This is a genomic window from Rahnella perminowiae, from assembly GCF_019049695.1.
GTDB lineage: Bacteria > Pseudomonadota > Gammaproteobacteria > Enterobacterales > Enterobacteriaceae > Rahnella > Rahnella perminowiae.
On the sequence record NZ_JAFMOT010000159.1, the window covers coordinates 14,936 to 32,371 of the forward strand.

The following is a 17,436-nucleotide window of genomic DNA, read 5'->3' on the forward strand; positions in this document are numbered from 1 at the left end:
GTCATGGCGGTATCACAACCTCTACCCGACCAGCCGTGCGGCGCAGAATATCTGCGTGCCGTACTGCGTGCGCCGGTTTATGAAGTCGCGCAGGTGACGCCTTTGCAGGTCATGGAAAAGATCTCTTCCCGGCTGGGTAACACCATTCTGGTGAAGAGGGAGGATCGCCAGGCCGTTCACAGTTTTAAACTGCGCGGCGCCTATTCGATGATCGCCAGCCTGACGGAAGAACAGGCTGCGCGTGGTGTCATCACCGCGTCTGCGGGAAATCACGCGCAGGGCGTTGCGTTATCGGCGACCAAAAAAGGCATCAAATCGCTGATTGTGATGCCGGTTGCCACAGCAGATATCAAAGTGGATGCCGTGCGTAACTTCGGCGGCGAAGTTTTGCTGCATGGCGCCAATTTCGATGAGGCGAAAGCCAAAGCGATCACGCTGTCGCAGGAACAGGGCATGACGTTTGTGCCGCCATTTGACCATCCGGCGGTGATAGCCGGGCAGGGCACGCTGGCAATGGAGTTGCTGCAACAGGATGCGCATCTCGACCGCGTATTCGTGCCCGTCGGCGGTGGTGGTCTAGCCGCCGGCGTCGCCGTGCTGATCAAACAATTGATGCCACAGATTCAGGTCATCGGTGTCGAAGCTGAAGATTCTGCCTGCCTGCGCGCGGCAATGGATGCCGGTGAACCGGTTGATCTGGCGCGTGTGGGTTTGTTTGCGGAAGGCGTGGCAGTGAAACGTATCGGCAACGAAACGTTCCGTTTGTGTCGCGAATATCTTGATGACGTCATCACCGTCGACAGTGATTCAATTTGCGCTGCCGTGAAAGATTTGTTCGAAGACGTCCGCGCCATTGCTGAGCCTTCCGGTGCGCTGGCGCTGGCGGGGCTGAAAAAATATGTGCAGCAGCACAATATTCAGGGTGAGCGACTGGCGCATGTGCTTTCCGGCGCGAACGTCAATTTCCACGGTCTGCGTTATGTGTCGGAACGCTGTGAACTGGGTGAGCAACGTGAAGCGCTGCTGGCAGTGACTATTCCTGAGCGTAAAGGCAGTTTCCTGAAGTTTTGTCAGTTGCTGGGTGGCCGTTCGGTAACGGAGTTCAACTACCGTTACGCCGATGCGGATAATGCCTGCATTTTTGTCGGTGTGCGTCTGACACGCGGCCATGCGGAACGTCAGGAAATCATCGCGGAACTCAATCATGACGGCTATCAGGTCGTGGATTTGTCCGATGATGAAATGGCGAAACTTCATGTCCGTTACATGGTGGGCGGCCGTCCGACCAAGCCTCTGCGCGAGCGGCTTTACAGCTTTGAATTCCCTGAATCACCGGGCGCGTTGCTGAAATTCCTGCACACGCTGGGTACGCACTGGAATATATCGTTGTTCCATTACCGTAGCCACGGCACCGATTTTGGCCGTGTGCTGGCGGCCTTTGAGCTGAACGAACAAGAACCGGAATTTGAAAAGAACCTGTCGGCACTGGGTTATGACTGTCATAACGAAAGTGATAATCCGGCGTTCCGCTTCTTCCTGGCGGGCTAAACTCAACGGGGCACCTGAAAAGTGCCCCTTTTTTATGGTGTAAACGTTCAGAGCAACTGCCAGAACGCGTCGATCAGGGGTTCGTTCAGGCGTTTTTTTTGCACGCAGACGCCCAGTTCCAGCGGCGCGCCGAGCGTGACGTTATCCAGAATGGAAATACGGTTGCGCACCGGTTCCGGGCTGTTATCGACCACGACGGACGGAATGAGTGCGATACCGCAACCGAGCGCGACCATCGAGACAATGGCTTCATGGCCGGATACCGTGGCATAAATCAGCGGATTGCTCAGGCGGTTGCGTTTAAACCAGACGTCGATGCGTTTTCGCGCCGGGCCATGCTCCGGCAGGATGAACGGAATTTGTGACCAGTCCGGATGCGGTTCGCTGACCTGTGTGCGTACGGCGCAAGGCAGGGAGGGAGAAATCAGGATCATCGGGATTTCGCCGATCTGTGTGAAATCGACGCTGCCCGGCAAACTTTCCGGACGACCGGCGATCCCCAGATCCGCTTCGGTGGACTGAACTTTTTCAACCGCATCGGCGGCATCACCGGTGGTGAGTTTGATTTCTACCAGCGGATGCTGCGCACGGAAACGGTCAAGGATCGGCGGCAGATGACTGTAGGCGGCGGTTACCGAGCAAAAAAGTCGCAATTCGCCGCTCAGTGTCGGGCCATGCTGATCCAGCCCGCTGCGCAGTTGCTGATAATGCAGCAGCGTTTGCTGAGCAAAGTTTTTGAGTTGTTCACCTGCACTGGTCAGTTGCACGGTGCGGTTATCACGCTGAAATAACGGCTGGCCGAGTTCTTCTTCCAGCCGCTGGATCTGGCGTGACAATGTGGACGGGCTGACATGCATCGCCTTTGACGAACGGCCAAAATGGCGGCTTTCCGCCAGATGTAAAAACAGTTTCAGATCACGTAAGTCCATATCGAATACCCGGCTTTTTAGTTTCACAGGAATCAAACGAAGTATATTGCAGAATCTGCAACATCATCTTCGTAATATATCAATTTAAGCAATGTGTCGCATGACATATAGTGAATTCACGGCGTTCACCGGCTCACCGGTGAAACAAAAAATAACAGCACTTACCTCGATAGAACGGAGCAAGACATGGCTAACTATTTCAACACACTGAACCTGCGTCAGCAGCTGGCACAACTGGGCAAATGCCGCTTCATGGGTCGCGATGAATTCGCGGACGAAGCCAGCTACCTCAAAGGTAAAAAAGTGGTGATTGTAGGCTGTGGTGCACAGGGCCTGAACCAGGGGCTGAACATGCGTGATTCCGGTCTGGATGTGTCCTACACCCTGCGTGCAGAAGCCATTGCTGAGAAGCGAGCTTCATGGCGTAAAGCGACCGAAAACGGCTTTAAAGTCGGCACCTACGAAGAACTGATCCCACAGGCGGATCTGGTTATCAACCTGACGCCGGACAAACAGCACAGCGCTGTAGTGAAAGCGGTTCAGCCTCTGATGAAAGATGGCGCAACACTGGGCTATTCCCACGGTTTCAACATCGTGGAAGTGGGCGAGCAAATCCGTAAAGACATCACCGTGGTGATGGTTGCCCCGAAATGCCCGGGCACTGAAGTGCGTGAAGAATACAAACGTGGTTTCGGTGTACCGACGCTGATCGCGGTTCACCCGGAAAACGACCCGAAAGGCGAAGGCATGGCCATTGCTAAAGCCTGGGCAGCGGCGACCGGCGGCCATCGTGCGGGCGTTCTGCAATCTTCCTTCGTGGCTGAAGTAAAATCTGACCTGATGGGCGAGCAGACTATCCTGTGTGGCATGCTGCAGGCAGGTTCTCTGTTGTGCTTCGACAAACTGGTTGCTGACGGTGTTGATGAAGCCTATGCCGAAAAACTGTTGCAGTTCGGCTGGGAAACCATTACCGAAGCGCTGAAACAAGGCGGTATTACGCTGATGATGGACCGACTGTCCAACCCGGCGAAACTGCGTGCTTATGCACTGTCCGAACAACTGAAAGAGATTATGGCCCCCCTGTTCCAGAAACACATGGATGACATTATCTCCGGCGAATTCTCCAGCGGCATGATGGCTGACTGGGCGAACGACGACAAAAACCTGCTGACCTGGCGTGAAGAAACGGGCGCAACCGCGTTCGAAAACGCACCGCAGTTCGACGGTAAAATTTCCGAGCAGGAATACTTCGACCACGGCGTTGTGATGATTGCGATGGTGAAAGCGGGCGTTGAGCTGGCCTTCGAAACCATGGTGGCGTCCGGCATCATCGAAGAATCTGCTTACTACGAATCACTGCACGAACTGCCGCTGATCGCCAACACCGTTGCACGTAAGCGTCTGTACGAAATGAATGTGGTTATCTCGGATACGGCTGAATACGGTAACTACCTGTTCGCTAACGCTGCCGTGCCATTGCTGAAAGAGTTCATGACCACGCTGCAGGCAGGCGATCTGGGCAAATCAGTGGCTGAAACGCAGGTTGATAACGCGCAACTGCGCGACGTTAACGAAGCGATCCGCAACCATCCCATTGAGTCAATCGGCCGCACTTTGCGTGGCTATATGACTGATATGAAGCGTATCGCGGTAGCAAGCTGATCCCCCTTCATACTTCAAGCGACAGATGTGCTGGCTGCGTTCGGTCACCCGAATCACTTACCTGAGTAAGGTCATCGGGATTAATGAGCCTCGTCCCTGAGGCTCACCCTGCGGGCCAGCGCGAGCGCTGTTCAAATCGGTTCCCGACCGATTTGTCATTCGCTTGCCGCCTTCCTGTAACTCGAATTATTCGGGTCTCTAAGAAATAATAAAAAGGGCACTGCATGAAAATGCGGTGCCCTTTCTTTGGGTGCTGACAAAGACAGAACTTAGTTGCGGTACAAAATCTTAATGATGTGGTAACCGAACTGAGTGTGCAGCGGGCCCTGAGGCTCGATCAGGGGTGCGGAGAAAACCACCTTATCGAAAGCTGGCACCATTGCGCCTTGCTTGAATTCACCTAAATGGCCGCCTTTCTTGCCTGACGGGCAGGTAGAATGCTTCTTAGCCAGTTTTTCAAAATCACCACCATTCTTCAGTTGTTCAAGAAGATCGAGTGCCTGTGCTTCTTCCTTTACCAGGATATGCATTGCTGCGGCAGTTTTTGCCATGATAAGACCTTTTTACGAGAGTGTTTCCAGAGGTGTAATGTAACATCTGAAACCCCGCCGGGGGAATCCGGCCTGCATTCCATACACAACAAATTGCGCCGTAAAGCCTGTCAATCTCAGGCGGTGTTTCTGCTACAATCGCCGTCCTTGTCTATCAGGTGAGCAAAGATACGCCATGCGATTAAACCCCAGTCAACAACATGCCGTGGAATTTGTCACCGGACCCTGCCTGGTTCTGGCGGGTGCCGGTTCCGGCAAAACCAGGGTGATTACCAATAAAATCGCACACCTGATCCGCGAATGTGGCTATCAGGCGCGCCACATCGCAGCGGTGACTTTCACCAATAAGGCCGCGCGCGAAATGAAAGAGCGCGTCGCACAAACCCTCGGGCGCAAAGAAGCACGTGGCTTGCTGATTGCGACGTTCCACACGCTCGGGCTGGAAATTATCAAACGCGAATATGCTGCTCTGGGCATGAAGTCTAATTTTTCTTTATTTGATGATCAGGACCAGCTGGCCCTGCTTAAAGAGCTGAGCGAAAAATGGCTGGAGAACGACAAGACATTATTGCAGCAGCTGGTATCGACGATCTCAAACTGGAAAAACGATCTGGTTGATCCTGCCCATGCTGCCGGTCTGGCGCGATCAGAACGCGATCAAATCTTCGCGCACTGCTACGGCCTTTATCATGACCATATGCGAGCCTGTAATATTCTTGATTTCGATGACCTGATCCTGCTGCCAACGCTATTGCTACAAAGTAATGAAGAGGTGCGAGAGCGATGGCAGAACAAGCTGCGTTATCTGCTGGTCGATGAATATCAGGACACCAACACCAGTCAGTATATGATGGTGAAACTTTTGGTCGGCAACCGCGCACGTTTCACCGTGGTGGGTGATGATGACCAGTCAATTTACTCCTGGCGCGGGGCGCGGCCGCAAAACCTGGTGTTGCTGAAAGAAGATTTTCCGCAGTTACAGGTTATCAAGCTTGAGCAAAATTACCGATCCACGCAGCGTATTTTGAAAGCCGCCAACATTCTGATCGCCAATAACCCGCATGTGTTCGAGAAGCGTTTATTCTCAGAGCTGGCTTATGGCGAATCACTGAAAGTAGTGACGGCAAATAATGAAGATCATGAATCCGAGCGGGTGGTCGGCGAGCTGATTGCCCATCACTTCATCAATAAAACTGCTTATGGTGATTACGCGATTTTGTACCGTGGCAACCATCAGTCGCGTTTGTTCGAAAAAATGCTGATGCAGAACCGTATCCCGTACCGGATTTCTGGCGGCACTTCCTTCTTCTCGCGGCCAGAGATTAAAGACCTGCTGGCTTATCTGCGTGTGCTCACCAATCCGGACGATGACAGTGCATTCCTGCGTATCGTTAACACGCCACGTCGTGAAATCGGGGCCGCCACTTTGCAAAAACTGGGGGAATGGGCCAATCAGCGCAATAAAGGGCTGTTTAAAGCCAGTTTTGATCTGGGGCTGAGTCAGTATCTGACGGGGCGCGGGCTGGAATCCCTGCAACGTTTCACACACTGGATGGGCAATATTTCTGCGCTGGCAGAACGTGAACCGGTTGCGGCGGTGCGGGATTTGATCCACGGTGTTGATTACGAAAGCTGGTTGTTTGAAACTTCTCCGAGCCCGAAAGCCGCTGAAATGCGCATGAAAAACGTCAATCAGCTGTTCAGCTGGATGACGGAAATGCTGGAAGGCACCGATCTGGATGAGCCAATGACGCTCACGCAGGTGGTCACCCGCTTTACGCTGCGTGACATGATGGAACGTGGCGAGAACGACGAAGAGCTGGACCAGGTTCAGCTGATGACATTGCATGCCTCTAAAGGGCTGGAGTTCCCTTATGTGTATCTGGTCGGTATGGAAGAAGGTTTGCTGCCGCATCAGAGCAGCATCGACGAAGATAACGTGGACGAAGAGCGGCGTCTGGCTTACGTGGGGATTACCCGGGCACAAAAAGAGCTGACGTTTACACTCTGTCGTGAGCGGCGTCAGTACGGCGAGCTGATCCGCCCGGAACCGAGCCGCTTCCTGCTGGAATTACCGCAGGATGACCTGGCCTGGGAAAGCGAACGTAAAGTAGTGAGCGCGCAGGAACGCATGGTGAAAGGGCAAAGCCACCTGGAGAAAATCCGCGAGCAACTGGCGAAAGCAAAAGGCGGCAATTAGCCATTAAATCTTAGCCATTAAAAAAGCAGAGGCTGATGAATCAGCTCTCTGCTTTACGCTATAACTTTTTACAGCTGCCGGTCACTGTTCTTCGACAAACAGTGGCCAGTGGACATAACTTTGCCAGTGGCTTTCCTGCTCTAATTCTTCAGCGCGTAGCGGATGCTGTTCCAGCCAACCCTGTGGCACAATCACACTCAGCTCATCATCATTGGCGCGTAAACGCACTGCAGGCAATGTGTCGTCGCGTCGACGGCTGGCAAATATGATCGCCAGACGCAGAATACGACAAAGACGTTGTGCCTGACGCGGTGGCACGGCGTTTTGTTCATTGAGCAACGGTAAATCAAGCGTGTTGTTTTGGTTTTGCAGTAACGTCGCCAGCAGCTTTTTTTGCGCCGGTGTGAAACCCGGCAGATCCAGATGACGGATCAGATAGGCTGCGTGATGGGGGGCTTTCTTGAAATCCACACTCAGGCCAATTTCGTGGATCAGGCAGGCACTGTTAAGCAGTTCACGGGCACGGGCATCCAGCTTCCATTCCTGAGCTACCTGCAGCGAAAAGTTCTCAGCCAGTTGTGCCACCCGCTCGGCCTGCTCGTTGTCCAGCAGGTAACGGCGTTGCAGATTCCGCAGCGTACGCTGGCGGATATCCTGCTCGATCGGCAAATGCAGCATGCCGTAAACCAGGCCCTCACGCAGTGCGCCACCCGCCAGAGTCATCATTTCGATGTTCAGGGTCTTGAAAATGGCTATCAGGATAGACAATCCGCTTGGGAAAACCAGCGCACGTTCAAGGGTCAGACCTTCAATCTCCAGCTCTTCCAGCTTGCCGCACTGAATGGCACGCTGTTTGAGCTGCTGAAGTTTAGGCAGCGTGATGTGTTCATCCATGCCCTGAGCGACCATGATTTCCTGTAAGGCCTGCACGGTACCGGAAGCGCCGACACAGATCTGCCAGCCATTCGCAATCAGCTCGGGAGCAACAGGAAGGATCATGTCTGTTGCCGCCTGTTCAGCCTGATCAAAGTTTTCTTTGGCCAGATTTCGATCCGCAAAATAGCGCTCCAGCCAGGTGACACAGCCCATCGAAAGGCTATAAAGCGTGGTGGCCTGAGCTCCGATGCCGGTCACCAGTTCTGTGCTGCCACCGCCAATATCGACGACCAGACGTTTATCCGGCCCGCCCGTGGTATGGGCAACGCCGTGATAAATCAGACGGGCTTCTTCTTCACCGGTAATGACCTGAATAGGACAACCGAGAATTAACTGAGCTTTACCCAGGAATTCATCGGCATTACTGGCAAGACGCAGCGTTGCGGTGGCAACGACACGAATTTGGTCGCGCGGGATATCCTGCAATCTTTCAGAAAATAACTTCAGGCATTGCCAGCCACGCTGCATCGCTTCCTGAGAAAGCAGGTTTTGTTTATCCAGACCGGCGGCCAGACGCACTTTGCGTTTAATTCTGGCGAGGGTCTGGATACTGCCTGCCACCTCACGAACAACCAGCATGTGAAAGCTGTTAGAACCCAGATCAATCGCTGCATACAGTGAGGTGGAACTTAGCATAGGTTATCAGCCCGGACGTTTACGGTTGCTACGTGGTGCACTGCTGCGACGTGAAGACGAATTACTGTTACGACGCGGGCCGTTACCGGTGCGCGAGCGGGCAAGACGTTTTGCAGGAGGCAAATCAGTTAACAGCGCATCGCTGTTGTATTTACTGACCGGAATGCTGTGGCCGGTATAGGTTTCAATTGCCGGCAGATTCAGGGCATATTCTTCACATGCCAGGCTGATGGAATGACCACTCAGACCTGCACGACCGGTACGGCCAATGCGGTGCACATAGTCTTCACAGTCGTCAGGCAGGTCATAGTTAAAGACGTGCGTTACGGCAGGAATGTGCAAACCACGGGCAGCAACGTCGGTCGCAACCAGAATATCCAGCGTGCCTTTTGTGAAGTCTTCCAGAACACGAAGGCGTTTTTTCTGCGGAACGTCACCGGTCAGCAAACCGACACGGTGTCCGTCGGCCGCCAGATGGCCCCAGACATCTTCACAACGGTGTTTAGTGTTGGCAAAAATAATGCAGCGATCCGGCCATTCTTCTTCAATCAGCGTCTGCAACAGGCGCATTTTTTCTTCGTTTGAAGGATAGAACAGCTCTTCTTTAATACGATGGCCGGTTTTTTGTTCCGGTTCGATTTCAATCGACTCGGCATTATTCATGTTTTCGAACGCCAGTTCTTTCACACGATAGGAAAGTGTTGCTGAGAACAGCATGTTCAGGCGTTGATTAGCAGGAGGCATCCGGCGGAACAACCAGCGGATATCTTTGATGAAGCCCAGATCGAACATACGGTCTGCTTCATCCAGTACCACCACCTGGATCGCGCCCAGGTCGATGTGGTTCTGTTTAGTGTAATCGATTAAACGGCCGGTGGTTCCGATCAGGATGTCCACGCCGCTTTCCAGCACTTTTAGCTGTTTATCGTACCCGTCGCCGCCATATGCCAGGCCTAATTTCAGCCCGGTAGATTCAGATAATGCTTCGGCGTCGGAGTGGATCTGCACCGCGAGTTCACGCGTAGGTGCCATGATCAAGGCACGCGGCTGGTTAGTCTGACGACCTTCCGCAGCAGGGTGAGAAAGTAGATAATGGAAAGTAGACGCTAAAAAAGCCAGCGTCTTGCCGGTACCGGTTTGCGCCTGACCTGCAACATCACGCCCAGCGAGCGTGATTGGCAATGCCAATGCCTGAATAGGAGTACAGTAATGGAAGCCTTTCTTTTCAAGGGCTTCTACTGCCAGCGGGTGCAGGGCGAAGTCGGAAAACTTCTGTTCGGTCAAGTGTGTTTTGCTCATAGTGTGGTAGAATATCAGCTAACTATTGCTTTACGAAAGCGTATCCGGTGAAATAAAGTCAACCTGATGTTGGTTAATGCTACATCAACAAGGTAAAGATAATCCTTTGGAGTAAACATGAGCGATAAAATTATTCACCTGACCGATGACAGTTTCGACAACGACGTATTGAAAGCCGAAGGGCTGGTGCTGGTCGATTTTTGGGCAGAGTGGTGCGGACCATGTAAGATGATCGCTCCGATTCTGGATGAAATTGCCACTGAGTTCGAAGGCAAGCTGACCATCGCGAAACTGAACATCGATGAAAACCCAGGTACTGCCCCTAAATATGGCATCCGTGGTATTCCTACCCTGCTGTTATTTAAAGGCGGCGAAGTCGCAGCAACTAAAGTTGGCGCACTGTCGAAAGGTCAGTTGAAAGAGTTCTTAACAGCTAATCTGTAATCGGTCGGGATGACCTAAGCCAGGTGTTTAGCGGGTTACCGTGTTTTTCACATTGTCCGCTAGACGCCTGTCAAGAAGCATGCTAAGTTTACGCTTACTGCAAATAGAGCTTACCTGTAGTTTGATTCTTACGTTTTACTCTGTTGTGTCAAAAACATCTGCCTATAAAGTTTCTTTGAATAATAATTAAATTGAACTGGCACTGTACTTGACCATCTAACGGTTTTGACAAAATCGGCTTTAAGACACCTTCAATATCAGCATTACCCCTCAAGAATCGCCCGCGCGCGACTGCCTGCGGCTGGATTACCGGGCTGTTATTTAGGTGTCATACAATAAACAGGCATGGATGACCCTGCCATACCCATTCACGACAGATGTTCGAGACATACCCCGAGTTTAAGAACCCACCATTATGAATCTTACCGAATTAAAGAATACGCCGGTCTCTGACCTCATTGCACTCGGCGAAAATATGGGACTGGAAAACCAGGCCCGCATGCGTAAGCAAGACATTATCTTTTCAATATTGAAGCAGCATGCGAAAAGCGGAGAAGACATCTTCGGTGATGGCGTACTGGAGATATTGCAGGATGGATTTGGTTTCCTCCGCTCCGGAGACAGTTCCTACCTCGCAGGCCCCGACGACATCTACGTATCTCCAAGCCAAATTCGCCGCTTCAACCTTCGTACCGGCGACACCATTTCCGGTAAAATCCGTCCACCAAAAGAAGGTGAACGTTATTTTGCCCTGTTGAAAGTTAACGAAGTTAACTACGACAAACCAGAAAACGCCCGTAGCAAAATCCTGTTTGAAAACTTAACCCCTCTGCATGCTAATTCACGTCTGCGTATGGAACGGGGTAACGGTTCAACAGAAGATTTGACCGCTCGCGTACTGGATTTAGCTGCGCCAATTGGTCGCGGTCAACGTGGTCTGATTGTTGCTCCGCCGAAAGCCGGTAAAACCATGCTGCTGCAAAACATCGCCACCAGCATTGCTTACAACCATCCTGACTGCGTGCTGATGGTACTGCTGATTGACGAACGTCCGGAAGAAGTGACCGAGATGCAGCGTCTGGTGAAAGGTGAAGTTATCGCCTCTACCTTTGATGAGCCCGCTTCCCGCCACGTTCAGGTGGCTGAAATGGTCATCGAAAAGGCCAAGCGTCTGGTTGAGCATAAGAAAGACGTAATCATTTTGCTGGACTCCATTACCCGTCTGGCACGTGCTTACAACACCGTGGTGCCTGCTTCAGGCAAGGTGCTGACCGGTGGTGTGGATGCCAATGCCTTGCACCGTCCAAAACGCTTCTTCGGTGCTGCGCGTAACGTGGAAGAGGGTGGTAGCCTGACTATCATCGCTACTGCGCTGGTTGATACCGGCTCTAAAATGGATGAAGTTATCTATGAAGAGTTTAAAGGTACCGGCAACATGGAATTACATCTGGCGCGTAAAATCGCTGAAAAACGTGTCTTCCCTGCGATCGACTACAACCGCTCTGGTACCCGTAAAGAAGAGCTGTTGACCACTTCTGAAGAACTGCAAAAAATGTGGATCCTGCGTAAAATCATTCATCCGATGGGTGAGATTGATGCGATGGAATTCCTCATCAACAAGCTTGCAATGACCAAGACCAATGATGACTTCTTCGACATGATGAAACGTTCTTAATTTGGTGTAAAGTCCGCTCAACGCCACGCACAGTCGTGGCGTTTTTTGTTTTTGGTGGCTACCATAATGCTACTTTGGGAAGATTGTCAGACTATTCGGATAATAGCTGATGGTTTATCACGTGCCCTTTCTTTACTTTGTCGGTTGATTGCCCGAGAAATGGCAGCAGATAAGGTCTTGCCCGAGACAAAACCATAACTGTCACCATAGGATATGATTTAAGGCTGTGAGGTTTATGATGCTGTCAACTCCACACCTTATTTTTGCAGAAGAGACTTCTTAACTGTGAATTTACTCAATATGAGTACTGAGCTAGCGATTGTTTTCGTATTTTCATTCCTCTTTTTATTCGTTGCCCGGAAGGTAGCGAATAAAATCGGACTTGTTGATAAACCGAATTTTCGTAAACGTCACCAGGGACTGATACCACTCGTTGGTGGGATTTCTGTCTATGCGGGTGTTTGTTTTGCCTTTCTGATCACCAATTATACTATTCCACATGGCAACCTTTACATTGCCTGCGCCGGGCTGCTGGTATTAGTGGGTGCACTGGATGACCGTTTCGATATCAGTGTAAAAACACGTGCAATGGTTCAGGCCGTGGTCGCTGTTGCGATGATGAGTTTTGCTAACCTCACGCTTCGCAGCCTCGGACATCTGATTGGTCCCTGGGAAATGGTATTAGGCCCGTTTGGCTATCTTGTCACTTTGTTCGCCGTGTGGGCTGCCATTAACGCCTTCAACATGGTCGATGGTATTGATGGCTTACTGGGCGGCTTGTCTTGTGTCAGCTTTGGCTCACTGGGCCTCATCATGTACGAGAGCGGACACATGGAGTTAGCGTACTGGTGCTTCGCGATGATTGCCGCAATCATCCCGTATATTTTACTCAATTTGGGTGTTTTGGGGCCTCGTTACAAAGTCTTTATGGGCGACGCGGGCAGCACGCTGATAGGGTTTACGGTCATCTGGGTCCTCCTGCAAAGTACGCAAGGCGAATCTCATCCTATGAATCCGGTCACTGCACTTTGGCTTATCGCTATTCCCCTGATGGACATGGTCGCCATCATGTATCGCCGGCTTCGTAAAGGGATGAGCCCGTTCTCAGCAGATCGTCAGCACATTCATCATTTGATCATGCGCGCAGGTTTTACTTCACGTCAGGCTTTCGTCTTAATAACTGTGGCTGCCGCTATTCTGGCGGGCATTGGTGTGGTGGGCGAACATCTGACTTTTGTTCCCGAATGGATAATGCTGGCTTTATTCTTCGTTGCCTTCCTGTTGTACGGCATCTGCATCAAACACGCCTGGCGTGTGGCGCGGTTTATAAAACGGGTTAAAAGACGTTTGCGCCGTTCTTCTAATCAATAATCACTTTTTAAGCAAGGGCTTACTGGCTGTGGATAAACCAGAAATGATGAGAAACCAGAACGAACACGCCATCGAGAATGAACTTGATATCCGCGGGCTGTGCTGCACTTTATGGAAAGGAAAATTCTGGATTGCAGGTCTGGCGATACTCTTTGCCTTAGTCGCCCTGGGGTCGTCTTACCTCATGAAACAGGAATGGAGTTCGACGGCAATCACGGATCGGCCTACGGTCAACAATCTTTCGTCCTATTTCTCTCAGGCACAGTTTCTGCGTAATTTAGATATGCGTAATGTGCCGCAGTCAGACGCCAACCGCCCACCCATTTCTGATGAAGCCTACAACGAGTTTGTCATGCAACTTGCGGCTTATGACACCCGCCGGGATTTCTGGCTGCATAACCCTTATTACCAACAACGTCAGGAAAATGATGCGCGTGCTGATGCGGTTCTGCTGGATGAAATGATCAATGACATCCAGTTTACTGCCCGTGATGCACCGAAAGTGCCGAACGATATGGTGAAACTCACGGCGGAAAATGCCGCTGATGCGAACAAACTTTTACGTCAGTATGTCGATTTCGCCAGCCAGCGTGCGGCACAACATCTCTATGATGAGCTGGAAGGCGCGTGGGCGGCACGAACGCAGTCAATGAAAGCGCAGGTCAAGCGTCAGGAAGAGGTTGCCCAGACTGTTTTCAAGCGCACCACGCATAATACTGAGCAGGCACTGAAGATTGCTCAGCAGCAAAACATTAATAAAAGTGTGACCGATACGCCCGCAGAAGAATTGCCGGATTCCGATATGTTCCTGCTGGGTGTGCCTATGCTCAAGGCTCGTCTGGAATTACTGCAAGCCTCCGGTCCGGGGTATGATCTGGATTACGATCAGAACCGTGCGATGTTGTCGACGCTGAACGTCGGGCCAACGCTTACGGCAAAATTCCAGACTTATCGCTATCTGAGAACGCCTGAAGAACCTGTAAAACGTGACAGCCCTCGTCGGGCATTATTGATGATTATGTGGGGCATAGTCGGTGGTTTAATCGGGGCTGGCGTTGCCCTGACCCGCCGTAAAAATAAGAGAAACACATTGTGAAAGTGTTGACGATTTTCGGCACGCGTCCGGAGGCCATCAAAATGGCTCCTCTGGTGCTTGCTTTGTCGCAGGATGCGGCCTTTGAATCAAAAGTGTGTGTGACGGCTCAACACCGTGAAATGCTCGATCAGGTATTACGCCTCTTTGACATCATCCCTGATTATGATCTCAACATTATGAAGCCAGGGCAGGGACTGACAGAAATTACCAGTCGGATCCTGACCGGCCTTAAGCCGGTTCTGGATGAGTTCAAGCCTGACATAGTGCTGGTGCACGGTGATACCACCACGACTTTATCCGCCAGCCTTGCCGCGTTTTATCACCAGATCCCCGTCGGGCATGTTGAAGCAGGTCTGCGTACCGGGGATTTGTCGTCCCCGTGGCCGGAAGAGGGCAATCGCCTGCTAACAGGTCATCTGGCGAAATGGCACTTTGCACCCACCGAGAATGCCAGTGTCAATTTGCAGCGGGAAAACATCGGCGCAGAGAGCATTTTTGTCACCGGGAATACGGTGATTGATGCCCTGCTCTGGGTACGTGACCGCTTTAACAGCGATGTCTCGCTGGCACAACAGTTGGCGAATAACTACCCGTTTTTGGATGCCAACAAAAAGCTGATTTTAGTGACGGGCCACCGTCGTGAAAGCTTTGGCAAAGGCTTTGAACGGATTTGCTCGGCCCTGGCGGAAATTGCATGCCAGCACCCTGAAGTACAAATTGTGTATCCGGTGCATCTCAATCCGAACGTCAGCGAGCCGGTGAATCGCATTCTGCAAAGCATCGACAATATCGTACTGATCGACCCTCAGGATTACCTGCCATTCGTTTATCTGATGGATAAAGCTTATCTGATCCTGACCGATTCCGGCGGGGTGCAGGAAGAAGCGCCTTCACTGGGCAAGCCTGTGCTGGTGATGCGTGAAACCACAGAACGTCCGGAAGCGGTTGATGCCGGAACAGTCCGGCTGGTGGGCACCGATCCCGCTAAAATAGTCGAGGAAGTGAACCGTCTGCTAAACGATGAAAACGAATACAACAGCATGAGCCGGGCACACAATCCTTACGGCGACGGGCATGCCTGCCGCCATATTCTTGACGCATTGAAAAATCATTGGGTACCACAATGAGTTTTAACATTATCTCTGTCATCGGACTCGGTTACATCGGTCTGCCAACCGCTGCCGCTTTCGCCTCACGCCAAAAAAAAGTGGTGGGCGTCGATATTAATCAGCATGCCGTGGATACGATTAACCGTGGTGCGATCCATATTGTTGAACCCGATCTTGATCTTCTGGTCAGGCAGGCCGTTGATGCGGGATTGTTGCGGGCAGTGACTAAACCGGAACCTGCAGATGCTTTCCTGATTGCAGTTCCGACGCCGTTTAAGGGTGATCATTTACCGGATATGAAATTCGTTGAATCTGCCGCACGTTCTCTGGCGCCGGTTCTGAAAAAAGGCGATCTGATCATTCTGGAATCTACGTCACCGGTGGGGGCGACAGAGCAAATGGCCGCCTGGCTGGCGGAAGCCCGTCCTGATCTGAGCTTTCCTCAGCAAGCCGGTGAGCAATCCGATATCAACATTGCTTACTGCCCGGAACGCGTGCTGCCAGGACAGGTGATGGTTGAGCTGATCAAAAATGACCGTGTCATTGGCGGCATGACGTCAGTTTGTTCACAGCGTGCCAGCGATTTATATAACATTTTCCTTGAAGGCGAATGTGTTACCACCCATTCCCGTACCGCCGAAATGTGCAAGTTGACGGAAAACAGTTTCCGCGACGTAAATATTGCCTTTGCCAACGAACTGTCGCTGATTTGCGATGCGCAGGGCATTAACGTCTGGGAACTGATCAGTCTGGCGAACCGCCATCCACGGGTGAATATCCTGCAGCCGGGTCCGGGCGTTGGCGGACATTGTATTGCAGTCGACCCGTGGTTCATTGTTGCGCAAAACCCGGCGCTGGCCAGAATCATCCGCACAGCGCGCGAAGTGAATGACAGCAAACCGCACTGGGTCGTGGATCGTGTGAAAGCGGCACTGGCAGATTGCCTGACTACCACGGGCAAACGTGCTGCCGACGTCAAGATTGCCTGCTTTGGCCTGGCGTTTAAACCCAATATTGATGATCTCCGCGAAAGCCCGGCAGTGGAAGTGACACACCTGATTGCCGACTGGCACGCCGGAAAAACGTGGGCGGTTGAGCCTAATGTGCATCAGCTACCGGCTTCTCTCGCGGATAAAGTGACGTTAGAAAGCCTGGATCGCGCACTGGCTGAAGCCGATCTGTTGGTGATGTTAGTTGATCACCAACCGTTCAAAGCGATCCCTGGCAGTCAGATCCGGCAGTCATGGATTGTGGATACTAAAGGCGTATGGCGATAAATAATCCTTTGCACGGCAATATCGAACCGCTCGGATGGGAGAGTCATTTCTTCCAGCTTAACAGTGCGCGTCTGACACCGGATGCCTCTGCGGGTGAAATCACGCCGCAGAAGCTTGAACAATATGCACTGGTGCAGGCCAAAGTAGAGGCAGATCAAACGCACACGCTGGACGCCCTGTCTGCGTTGGGTTTCCGGCTGGCAGAAGGTGAAACGGACTTTTGCGTGACGGTCACGCCGCAGGATATGGCGTTGCCAGCAGGGCGTCTGGCTTTGCCGCAAGATATCGCTGATGTGGCAATTATTGCCAGCCAGACGTTTCGTTTCAGCCGTTTTCGCGCACCCTGGTATCAGCCTGATGACAGCGCCCGTTTCTACGCAATGTGGGCAGAAAAGGCGATACTGGGCACGTTTGATCACCTTTGCCTGTGGGCAGACGATGCACAGGGTAACGGGCTGGGCTTTGTCACGTTGCGACGTCTGTCAGAAGATGAAGTAAGAATTGGCCTGCTGGCTGTCAGACCTGAATTCCAGGGGCAGGGAGCAGGTAAAAAGTTAATGGCGGCTGCGAAAAATTGGTGTGCCGGACAGGGTGTATCGCGACTGTATGTCGCCACGCAAACCGGTAATATCGCGGCCTTAAATCTTTATCTCGCCAGCGGTGGCAAAGTCATGCGCTCGGCGTACTGGTTGTACAGGTGAAA

The 17,436-nt window shown here is 52.0% G+C and carries 14 protein-coding genes; 10 read left to right on the forward strand and 4 right to left on the reverse strand.

Going from position 1 to position 17,436, the window contains the following annotated elements:
• Nucleotides 1–3: 3 nt before the first annotated feature.
• Nucleotides 4–1,548, forward strand: a complete 1,545-nt coding sequence (gene ilvA / locus J1781_RS05180; protein ID WP_129955227.1) for a threonine ammonia-lyase, biosynthetic — start codon at nucleotides 4–6, stop codon at nucleotides 1,546–1,548.
• A 47-nt stretch (nucleotides 1,549–1,595) separates the two neighbouring features.
• Here the strand turns inward: ilvA and ilvY are convergent, their stop codons facing one another.
• A complete protein-coding gene (ilvY, locus tag J1781_RS05185; RefSeq protein ID WP_129955226.1) occupies nucleotides 1,596–2,477 on the reverse strand; it encodes an HTH-type transcriptional activator IlvY in 882 nt (293 codons plus the stop codon).
• A gap of 186 nt (nucleotides 2,478–2,663) precedes the next feature.
• Between ilvY and ilvC the strand changes: the two genes are divergently transcribed.
• Nucleotides 2,664–4,139 (forward strand): ketol-acid reductoisomerase, encoded by a 1,476-nt coding sequence (gene ilvC / locus J1781_RS05190; RefSeq protein ID WP_217220844.1) that lies wholly within the window; start codon nucleotides 2,664–2,666, stop codon nucleotides 4,137–4,139.
• Between the two features lie 269 nt (nucleotides 4,140–4,408).
• Here ilvC and ppiC read toward each other — a convergent pair whose 3' ends face one another.
• Complete coding sequence (gene ppiC, locus J1781_RS05195; RefSeq protein ID WP_015690589.1) at nucleotides 4,409–4,690, reverse strand: peptidylprolyl isomerase PpiC; 282 nt, start codon at nucleotides 4,688–4,690, stop codon at nucleotides 4,409–4,411.
• 175 nt (nucleotides 4,691–4,865) lie between these two features.
• Between ppiC and rep the strand changes: the two genes are divergently transcribed.
• Complete coding sequence (rep, locus tag J1781_RS05200; protein ID WP_129955225.1) at nucleotides 4,866–6,890, forward strand: DNA helicase Rep; 2,025 nt, start codon at nucleotides 4,866–4,868, stop codon at nucleotides 6,888–6,890.
• 81 nt (nucleotides 6,891–6,971) lie between these two features.
• On the opposite strand, the gene gppA is transcribed toward rep, so the two are convergent.
• Together gppA and rhlB are read right to left on the reverse strand one after the other, a co-directional pair.
• Nucleotides 6,972–8,462, reverse strand: a complete 1,491-nt coding sequence (gene gppA, locus J1781_RS05205; RefSeq protein WP_129955224.1) for a guanosine-5'-triphosphate,3'-diphosphate diphosphatase — start codon at nucleotides 8,460–8,462, stop codon at nucleotides 6,972–6,974.
• A gap of 6 nt (nucleotides 8,463–8,468) precedes the next feature.
• Entirely contained in the window at nucleotides 8,469–9,761 is a 1,293-nt protein-coding gene (rhlB, locus tag J1781_RS05210; RefSeq protein WP_129955223.1) for an ATP-dependent RNA helicase RhlB, read from the reverse strand.
• A gap of 117 nt (nucleotides 9,762–9,878) precedes the next feature.
• Between rhlB and trxA the strand changes: the two genes are divergently transcribed.
• From trxA to rffC, 7 genes are all read left to right on the forward strand, one after another.
• The gene (trxA, locus tag J1781_RS05215) at nucleotides 9,879–10,205 is read left to right on the forward strand and encodes a thioredoxin TrxA (RefSeq protein ID WP_013577537.1); all 327 of its coding nucleotides are present in this window, start codon (nucleotides 9,879–9,881) and stop codon (nucleotides 10,203–10,205) included.
• Between the two features lie 415 nt (nucleotides 10,206–10,620).
• Nucleotides 10,621–11,880 (forward strand): transcription termination factor Rho, encoded by a 1,260-nt coding sequence (rho, locus tag J1781_RS05220; RefSeq protein ID WP_217137708.1) that lies wholly within the window; start codon nucleotides 10,621–10,623, stop codon nucleotides 11,878–11,880.
• Nucleotides 11,881–12,165: 285 nt separating this feature from the next.
• Nucleotides 12,166–13,251, forward strand: a complete 1,086-nt coding sequence (gene wecA, locus J1781_RS05225; RefSeq protein WP_217220841.1) for a UDP-N-acetylglucosamine--undecaprenyl-phosphate N-acetylglucosaminephosphotransferase — start codon at nucleotides 12,166–12,168, stop codon at nucleotides 13,249–13,251.
• A gap of 43 nt (nucleotides 13,252–13,294) precedes the next feature.
• A complete protein-coding gene (gene wzzE, locus J1781_RS05230) occupies nucleotides 13,295–14,347 on the forward strand; it encodes an ECA polysaccharide chain length modulation protein (protein ID WP_129992137.1) in 1,053 nt (350 codons plus the stop codon).
• Entirely contained in the window at nucleotides 14,344–15,474 is a 1,131-nt protein-coding gene (gene wecB, locus J1781_RS05235) for a non-hydrolyzing UDP-N-acetylglucosamine 2-epimerase (protein WP_129992138.1), read from the forward strand. Before wzzE ends, wecB begins: the two co-directional genes overlap by 4 nt.
• A complete protein-coding gene (wecC, locus tag J1781_RS05240; protein ID WP_129955219.1) occupies nucleotides 15,471–16,733 on the forward strand; it encodes a UDP-N-acetyl-D-mannosamine dehydrogenase in 1,263 nt (420 codons plus the stop codon). The genes wecB and wecC overlap by 4 nt, the downstream gene beginning before the upstream one ends.
• Nucleotides 16,724–17,434 (forward strand): dTDP-4-amino-4,6-dideoxy-D-galactose acyltransferase, encoded by a 711-nt coding sequence (gene rffC / locus J1781_RS05245; protein WP_129955218.1) that lies wholly within the window; start codon nucleotides 16,724–16,726, stop codon nucleotides 17,432–17,434. The genes wecC and rffC overlap by 10 nt, the downstream gene beginning before the upstream one ends.
• Nucleotides 17,435–17,436 lie beyond the last annotated feature (2 nt).